8 protein-coding genes are annotated in these 8,900 nt (G+C 24.9%); 1 reads left to right on the top strand and 7 read right to left on the bottom strand.

Annotated features, from left to right (window positions below; genetic code table 11):
• Positions 1-62 precede the first annotated feature (62 nt).
• The 7 genes from PWP28_RS10470 to PWP28_RS10440 all read right to left on the bottom strand — a co-directional run bounded on the left by PWP28_RS10470 (position 63) and on the right by PWP28_RS10440 (position 7,241).
• Complete coding sequence (locus PWP28_RS10470) at positions 63-593, bottom strand: LexA family transcriptional regulator (RefSeq protein ID WP_308644703.1); 531 nt, start codon at positions 591-593, stop codon at positions 63-65.
• A gap of 252 nt (positions 594-845) precedes the next feature.
• Positions 846-1,919, bottom strand: a complete 1,074-nt coding sequence (locus PWP28_RS10465) for a Gfo/Idh/MocA family oxidoreductase (RefSeq protein ID WP_308644702.1) — start codon at positions 1,917-1,919, stop codon at positions 846-848.
• A gap of 17 nt (positions 1,920-1,936) precedes the next feature.
• The gene (locus tag PWP28_RS10460; protein ID WP_308644701.1) at positions 1,937-3,247 is read right to left on the bottom strand and encodes a nucleotide sugar dehydrogenase; all 1,311 of its coding nucleotides are present in this window, start codon (positions 3,245-3,247) and stop codon (positions 1,937-1,939) included.
• An 11-nt stretch (positions 3,248-3,258) separates the two neighbouring features.
• Positions 3,259-4,407: a DegT/DnrJ/EryC1/StrS family aminotransferase gene (locus PWP28_RS10455; protein ID WP_308644700.1), complete on the bottom strand. Its 1,149-nt coding sequence runs from the start codon at positions 4,405-4,407 to the stop codon at positions 3,259-3,261.
• On the bottom strand, positions 4,404-5,060 hold the full coding sequence (locus tag PWP28_RS10450) for a winged helix-turn-helix transcriptional regulator (RefSeq protein WP_109604385.1): 657 nt from the start codon (positions 5,058-5,060) through the stop codon (positions 4,404-4,406). Before PWP28_RS10450 ends, PWP28_RS10455 begins: the two co-directional genes overlap by 4 nt.
• Positions 5,061-5,171: 111 nt before the next feature.
• Entirely contained in the window at positions 5,172-5,777 is a 606-nt protein-coding gene (locus tag PWP28_RS10445; protein ID WP_109604384.1) for a transglycosylase SLT domain-containing protein, read from the bottom strand.
• Positions 5,778-5,792: 15 nt separating this feature from the next.
• Positions 5,793-7,241, bottom strand: coding sequence for an alpha-amylase family glycosyl hydrolase (locus tag PWP28_RS10440; RefSeq protein ID WP_308644699.1), 1,449 nt, complete (start codon positions 7,239-7,241; stop codon positions 5,793-5,795).
• Positions 7,242-7,303: 62 nt separating this feature from the next.
• Between PWP28_RS10440 and PWP28_RS10435 the strand changes: the two genes are divergently transcribed.
• Positions 7,304-8,899: a hypothetical protein gene (locus PWP28_RS10435; RefSeq protein ID WP_308644698.1), complete on the top strand. Its 1,596-nt coding sequence runs from the start codon at positions 7,304-7,306 to the stop codon at positions 8,897-8,899.
• Position 8,900: the final 1 nt, after the last annotated feature.

Below are 8,900 nucleotides of genomic sequence, written 5' to 3'. Positions count from 1 at the left end.
GAGGTTATGTAAATAAGGCTTTTATGATGAAAATAAATCCGGAAAATTAATTTTCCGGATTTTTATTTTTGATCGAAGTATGTAATTTTTCCTATGACTTTTCCAATAATTTTATGATTTTTTTCATCATATTCTATTATAGAATAGTTTAAATTTTGAGGTATTAATTGTATAGTATTTTCTGTTTTTATAATGTAACGTATGATTAGATTTTTGTTTGAATCTTCTATTAAGAATAGAACTTTATTTGTTATTTTTTCATCTTTTTTTATTAAAGCTATCTCATCTTTCTTTAGAATGGGATAGTTAGAATCATCTTTTATTTGGATTTTTAAACTAAATATTTTTTCATTGTATTCTTTGAGCTGTTCTTCTAATATGATATTTTCTTTATTATAAAAAAGGTCATTTGGGGTGATATTTAATTTTTGGCATATTCGAAATAAAATATCGGCACCTGGGATTTTCATGTTTTTTTCATAATAATATATGGACATTTTAGATATTAATACTTCATCAGCGAGTTCTTGCATAGAATATCCACATTTTTCTCTAAAGAATCTTAACTTTTCACCAATTTTTATATTTGACATTTTATTTCTCCAATATAGTATTTTTATATCACTATGGTAATATTATATTGGAGATTGATTATAAGTCAATCTAATTTTAATTAGACTTTAACCACTTCTTAAGTTGCTTTTGTATAATTTTTGTTATATAATATAAGTAAGCGGGATTATTTTATTATAAATAGTATTTTTATAGTCTAATTATTGTTAGATTAATTATGTATTTTAAAATTTAAAAGCAGCCAATTATTTTTTTGGCTGCTTAATTTAATTTTATAAACAATTTTTCATTTCTAATGTTGAGAATTCAAATGGAAATCTTATAGGTTTATTTTCTTTACAAGATTTATATATGGCGAGTACTACTTCTACAGCTTTTTTTCCTTCTTTTCCATCTATCAAAGGTTTTTTATCTTGAATTATTGATTCATAAAAATCTTGATAAAGTGGTATATGTCCAAAGCCATACACAGTATCTGGATCTGGAAGTTTTTGAAATGGGTGTTCATTTTCGTTTTCAAAGTTCCAAGTTTCTATTTTATTTACAGCAAGACCACCTATTACAACTGTTCCTTTTTCACCAAATATAGATAGGGTTTCTTCAAGATTTTTTGGATATACATTTGCTGTTCCTTCTATTATTCCGATCATTCCATTTTTAAATTTTATTATTGCAGTTCCAAAATCTTCAGCATCTATATAATCATGGTTATAATTCACTGTTTTTCCGTAAACTTCTTCAACTTCAGATAAACTATTCCATATCAATAAATCTATGTTATGGGTACATTGATTCATAAGAGTACCGCCATCCATTTCCCAAGTACCTCTCCAATTTGCTTGATCATAGTAATTCTTGTTTCTATTCCATCTTATAGAGGCCTGTGAATGAAATAATTTACCAAAATCATCATTTGTTAATTTTTTTCTTAATTCTTGTATTGGAGGATTAAATCTATTTTGAAAACAAATTTCAAGTTTTAGATTCTTTTTTTCTGATAATTCTATCATTTCATCCATATCTTTTATTGATAAAGCCATTGGTTTTTCAACGAGAACATTTATATCATTTTTCATAGCATACATGCTTATTTCATGATGTTTTCCAGATTCAGTAGCTATACTTACAGCATTTAAATTTTCATTTTGAATCATCTCTTTATAATCTGTATAGATTTTTATATCCTTTATTCCATTTTCATTCAATATATTTCTTACTTTTTCAGCATTTTCTTTAACTATATCACATACAGCTATTGTTTTAATTTTGTCTTTGTTTTTTATTATTGCTTCTGTATGTTTTTTTTGAGCTATTCTTCCACAACCTATTAAAGCATGATTTAACATTTTATACACCTCTGCTTTTATAATAATATTATTTTTTCAGAGTATTTTTCTCTTTTCTCTTTTAAAACATTTTTTGTATCAAATATTATTTTTGAATTTTTTAGTATTAAATCATAGTCTACATTATGTTTGTGTCCTGTTGTTATTATTATAGCATCAGAATTTTCAATCAATTCTTTTGTCAATTTTACAGTTTTATATTCTTTACCTTTCAACATAAAAGTATCTATATATGGATCTGTTACTTTTATATCGGCATATTTGTTTTCAAGATTTTCTATTACTTTTAATGCGGGAGATTCTCTTAAATCATCTATATCATTTTTGTATGCAACACCAACTATTAATACTTTTGCACCATTTAAACATTTTTTTTGTTTATTCATCTCATCCATTAATCTTTCAACAACATATTCTGGCATAAAATCATTTATTTCTCCTGCGAGTTCTATCAATCTTGTATGATAATCATATGCTCTTGCTTTATATGTTAAATAGAATGGATCTATTGGTATACAATGTCCTCCAACACCAGGTCCAGGATAAAATGGCATGAAACCAAATGGTTTTGTAGCAGCTGCATCTATAACTTCCCAGATGTTTATTCCCATTTTTTTTGCAACTATAGCCATTTCGTTTATGAAAGCTATATTTACAATTCTAAAGCTATTTTCTAATATTTTAGACATTTCTGCTTCTTTTGGTGAAGATACTGTAAATACATTTGCATCGAGAACATTCTCATATAAAACTTTTGCATGTTCTGTACATTTTGAGGTTACTCCACCAACTACTTTTGGAGTATTCTTTGTTTTATAACTTATATTTCCTGGATCTACTCTTTCAGGAGAAAATGCGAGATAAAAATCTATACCAACTTTTAAATCATCTCTTTCTAAAAGAGGAAGCATTACTTCTTCTGTTGTTCCAGGATAAGTAGTACTTTCAAGAACTATCAACATTTCTTTGTGTAATCTTTTTGAGACTTCTTTTGTGGACATTTCAACATAAGTTAAATCTGGTTGTTTGAATTTATCTAAAGGAGTTGGAACACATATCATAACTGCATCACATTCTTTTATTCTGTCATAATCAGATGTTGCAGATAATTTTTTGTTTTTTACAATTTCTTCTAATTCTTCATTTACAACATCACCTATATAATTTATTCCATCATTCACTTTTTCTACTTTATCTTCTTGTATATCAAAACCCAATACTTCATATCCTGCTTTAGCTTTTTCAACTGCAAGTGGTAACCCAACATAACCAAGCCCAATTACACCTATTTTTGCCGTTTTATTTGATATTTTTTCTAATAAATTCATATTTATCCCCCTTAATTATAAAATTCTTTTATTTTATTTACTATATATTCTTGTTCTTCATCAGTTAATTCTGGAAATATAGGTATGGCAATTGTATTTTCTGTAGCTTTTTCAGCTATTGGAAAATCACCTGTTTTATATCCCAAATATTCAAAGCATTTTTGTCTGTGAAGACATTCTGGGTAATATTTAGAGTTTCCAATCCCATTTTTACTTAGATATTGTGCAAGTTCATCTCTATTTCTTTTTTTTAAGGTTATTACATATTGATGGTATACATGAGTTTTATCATTCATATAATCTGGATATATTATTTTATCGGTTAAGTTTAAATCTTTAAATAGTTGATCATATCTTTTGGCTTTTTCTATTCTTTTTTCTGTAAATTCATCTAACATATTCAATTTTATATTTAGTATTGCAGCTTGAACTTCATCTAATCTTGAATTATAACCTATTTCATCATGAAAATATTTTTTTGCAGCTCCATGGACTCTGAGTTTTTTAACCCTTTTTTGTAAGTTTTCTTCTTGTGTGAATATCATTCCACCATCTCCATATCCACCAAGATTTTTGGTTGGAAAGAATGAAGTTGTACCAAAATCTCCAACAGTACCAGAATAAATTTTATTTCCATCTTTTGATTTCCATATGGAACCTATTGATTGTGCACAATCTTCTATTATTTTTATATTATATTTATCTTTTAAGTATTTCAATTTTTCCATATCAAGAGTTTTTCCAAATAAATGTACTGGAATTATTGCTTTTATTTTTTCTTTTTCTGGATGTGTTTTTAATATTGTTTCAACTTTTTCTAAATCAATATTATAATATTTTTCTTCTACATCTACAAATATTGGTGTTGCATTGTTTCTTGTTATAGAACTTGCTGTAGCAAAAAAAGTGAAAGGAGTAGTTATTACATAATCTCCATTTTTTATGTCTAAAGCATGTAAAGCAATTAATAATGCATCTGAACCATTTGCGACACCACAGGCATACTTAGATTCAATTTTTTTTGAAAGATCTGATTCGAGCTTTTTAACATTTTCACCAAGAATAACTTTTCCTGATGAAAATATATTATCTAAAGATTCTAATACGTCTTTTTTTATGTCTTGATATTGTCTTGTTAAATCGAATAGTGGTATATTCATATTATTTCCTCCTCATTTAAAGACACATTTCCATTTTCATCTATTTTAAAAATGAATAAATTTTTAAGCTTTTCTTTTAGAGCATTTTCTTTTATTTCTTCAGAATGCCTAAATGAAGCTATTATTATAGCATCATAATCAAATTGGTCAACTTCTTTTGGATTTAATATATCTATACCATGAATTTTATCTCCTTGTTTTGATATAGAGTCATCTATAAATCCAAGAACATTTATATCTTCTATATTTAAGACTTTTAATACTATAGTTCCTACAACACCAGCACCATAAAGAAATATATTTTTTAGATTATGTTTTTTTAAAGCTTTTATGAGTTCTTCAAAAGAATCTCTTGTATCGGTATAAAGTTTTGAAACTTCGTTTATATAAGAAACCATCAAAAATTGTAGTCTTTTTTGTCCATTTTTAGTTAATTGATATGACATCCTTCTTCTGTTTTCTCCAGATTTTATAATTAAGTCTTTATCCTCAAAATCTTTTAAATAACGATTTACCATAGAAGGAACTATTCCAACTTTTTTTGCAAGAGATTCTTGAGAAGTATCAGAATTTTTTGAAATGATTTTTAATATCATCATCTCACGATAATTGGGTGAGGGATTAAAAAACATGTACTCTTCTGTATCAAACATTTTATCACTCCTAAATCATTCATTCACTAAGTGAATTATAACATAAAAAATAAAAAGATCAAAATTTTTATTATAAAAAAACATCAGCATTTGTCATGCTGATGTTTTAATTTAAATTGTTGGATATGATACAGATATTTCTGCTATTTTATATATTACTTTTTTTGCGTAATACTCATTTCCTCCACCATTATACCAACCTACAGCTTTATAAATATCTTCTTCATGATTATTCATTAAATGTTTTAAATAGGCTGTACCTACCAATATATTGTATTGTGGGTCTATTAACAATCTTTTTTGTATCCAATCTACTGTAAAATCATCATATCCTGCATTCTTAAATATTTCTGGATACATGTCTATGACATATTTTGCTGTTGTAGGTCTTAATTGCATATAACCAACTTCTCCATAACTACCTATTATATTTCTGAAATTTGTTTCTGTGTCTATTATAGCCGCTATTAGAAGTGGAGATATTTCAAAGGTTTTTGAGGCATTCATTATACCATCTATAATATCATATAATCTTTCTGGCGCTAAATCTTTTCCACTTGCTATTTTATATTGACTTGATACATAGTCTGTTAAAAATGTTTTAAATTTTAAATCTTGTTTTGTATCTTCAGAGTTAGTATAACTGAATAGGCTTTGACTGAATGTCAAGGTAGTTATGAGTGATACAGCTATTAATATTAGTAAAGTTTTTTTCACTTTATCACCTCATTATTATAGATCCCCCTTTGTTATCAAAATAGAATATCCAGGGATCTCAGTTTTATTTTCTGTGCATTTAACATTATCAGAATAATATAAAATTTTATCTTCATTTATATTAATTTTTGTTTTTGAAGATTTAAAGTTATAATGAATAATAATTGAGTTTATTTCATTATTGATACTTAATTTTACCATATTTTTATCATTTTCTAAAATATTAATTTTTGAATTTTCTATCCAACTATTTTCTTTTCTAAACTTAATAAGTTTTTTGACCCTATTTAAAGTGGATTTAGGATTTTTATGCTGTTCTTCGACAGAAATTTTACTGTAAGGTGTGTTGAATTTATAACCTTTCCATTCTGTTTGACCTGGTCCAAAACCAATTTCTGACCATTGAATTGGTTCTTCACCATCTTCTGTGAAGTTAACATTTTTAAGTTTACCTCTCATAGATAATTCTTCGCCATAATATATGAAAGGTATTCCGGGTAGAGTTAAAAGTATATTTAAAGCAAAATTTGATTTTTTTATAGATTTTAACTCACTTCTGAGCCTTGTCATATCATGATTTGTTAAAAAATTTCCCGATTTAGTTTTTATGGGCTTTTTTTTGAAATATGCAGGCATTACTTCTTTTAAATCTTTGACAAATTTTTCTGCATCATTTAATTTTATGGAATCTTTAATGATATATGAAAGTGGAAAATTAAATCCTATTTCGAATATTCCATCGTATTTTTTTACTATTTCTTTTTCATCCCAAACTTCACTTATTATTATGGCATCTTTTTTTATACTTTTTATGTATTCTAACATTTCAATCCAAAATTTTATATTTTTATCATGTTGATATTTGAATTTCATATTTTTTTTATCATAATCAAATATATGCTTAGCTGCATCTAATCTAAACCCATCAAATCCGATATTTAACCAATGTTTAAATATTTTTTTTATTTCATCCCAGAGTTCTTTGTTTTCAAAGTTTAAATCGGGCGAACCAGGTCCAAATAACCCATAAAAATATTTATCATTTATTTTATGCCATATTTTATCATTTCCCCAATGTCGTCTTTCATCAGTATTCGTTTTATTATTTGACCATATAAACCAATTTTTATACGGCTTTTCATCATTTAAAGCTTTTTGAAACCATTCAGATGATACAGATACATGGTTTATTGGCAGATCTAAAACAATTTTTATATTTCTTTTATGTGCTTCATTTAATAATTGTTTTAATTCATCAATATTTCCATATAAAGAATTGGTTTTATAAAAATCAGTAATTGTATAACCATGAAATGCCGGAGATTTCATTATTGGCAAAAGCCATATGGAATCGATTCCAATATTTTGTAAATAATCTAATTTTTTTTCAAGTCCTTTAAAATCACCAATTCCATCGCCATTTGAATCATAGAAAGAACGTAAATAAAGTTCATAAAAAATCATAATTATTCCTCCTTCTGGTATAATTAAAAAAAAGATATTTTGATTATTTTGAGGTGAATATTTTGAAAAATAAATCTATTTTTAAAACTTTAAACTTTTATTCTTTTATGATGATTATACTATTTTTAGTAGTTGGTTTGATGGTTTTTAATAAATCCAAATATATTTCTGATTATGAAAATATAAAATCTTATACAAAATTAATAATATCAAATTTATCTTTAAATTTTGATTCAAAAATAAAAGAATATGTAAATCTATCTTTAAATGAGGGGGTGGGTCTTGGACCAATAATTAATTTTAGTATGGATACTGATATTCAAGATACTTTTTTAGAAGATGGATTTATGGAGTATGAAAAAGTGCAAAATGAAAGCATTCTGAATGTATATTATCTTAAAAACAATATTTTTTATTATTTTGAATTTGATTTAAATTATATTTTAAAAGAAATTATATTTAGTATGGATTTGAGTGAAAATTATGCCTTTGTAGATGATTATGGAGAATTTCTTTCAGGAGATATGAGTTTTTATAATAATGTAAAGAAAGATAAGTTAACGTTCAGTGAACTTTCTCTTGATGAGTATAAGAATGGTTATATAGTTTATAATACTTTTGAAAATTTGGGTATTAATTTTTTATTTTATAAAAAAGCTGGATTATATTTGTTCATAAAAAGATATTTTTTACTTTTTATATTATTTATATTCATATCTTTTATTATCACAACTTTTTTTAATTATATAATATCTTCTGGAATAAAAAATATGTTCAATGAAAAAATTAAAGATATGAATAAAAGCTTTGATAAAAATAGAAAGTATGATTTAATCAAAACATATGATGAATTAGACATTCCACTGGAAAATTTCTTTAATGAAAAAAAGAAATCATTTTATGCATTGAAAGAAAAAATTTTGACAAATGATGAATTTTACTATCTTTATGAAGTTTCTATACAGCATAACTCTCTTTTAATAGAAATTATAAGTTTTATTCAGGAATTTTTTGATGAAGATTTTAAAAGAGAAGATATAGATTTGAAATTGAATGATATAGAAAAAAGTAAAAAATATAAGGAAATAGATGAAGAATTTTTCAATATCATAAAAAATGATGTGGGTCTTATATACAAAAAAGTTGAGAATTTTAAATTTAAAATAAAAGATCTTGAGAATAAAAAAGAAATAGATATTTATGAAAGTTTGGATTATAGAAAGAATATTTTTGATAGAATAAGCAATATTTTGAAATTATTTTTTAATCAAAAGTATGATGATGAAATAATTTTTAATGTTACATCTGGTATAATATTGTTTATAAAATACTACGATAATATAAATATAAATGTGAAAAAAGAATATGTTTTTGAACGAAGAATAGAGAATATGAAAACATTGGATATTTTTATTTGTATGAACTATATATATAATGAATATTTTGTTGAAGGGGGTGAAAAAGAAAAAATAAAAAATATGAATGAAATTTATCAAATTGCTTTTTTGATTTCCATTATTGAAATAAGTTTTGAAAAATCTGACTTTTCTGACTTTAAAGATATAAAAAAAAGTATTAAAGAATTTTTAAACGATGAAATGAGTCATATGTTTGAACTTTTATATAGGGAATTTGAGGATTTTTACATCCATTTGTGAG

It is taken from the genome of Oceanotoga sp., from assembly GCF_030445905.1.
GTDB classification, from domain to species: domain Bacteria; phylum Thermotogota; class Thermotogae; order Petrotogales; family Petrotogaceae; genus Oceanotoga; species Oceanotoga teriensis.
Note: the sequence above shows the minus strand (reverse complement) of the source record. Positions and strands in the feature narration are given on the sequence as shown.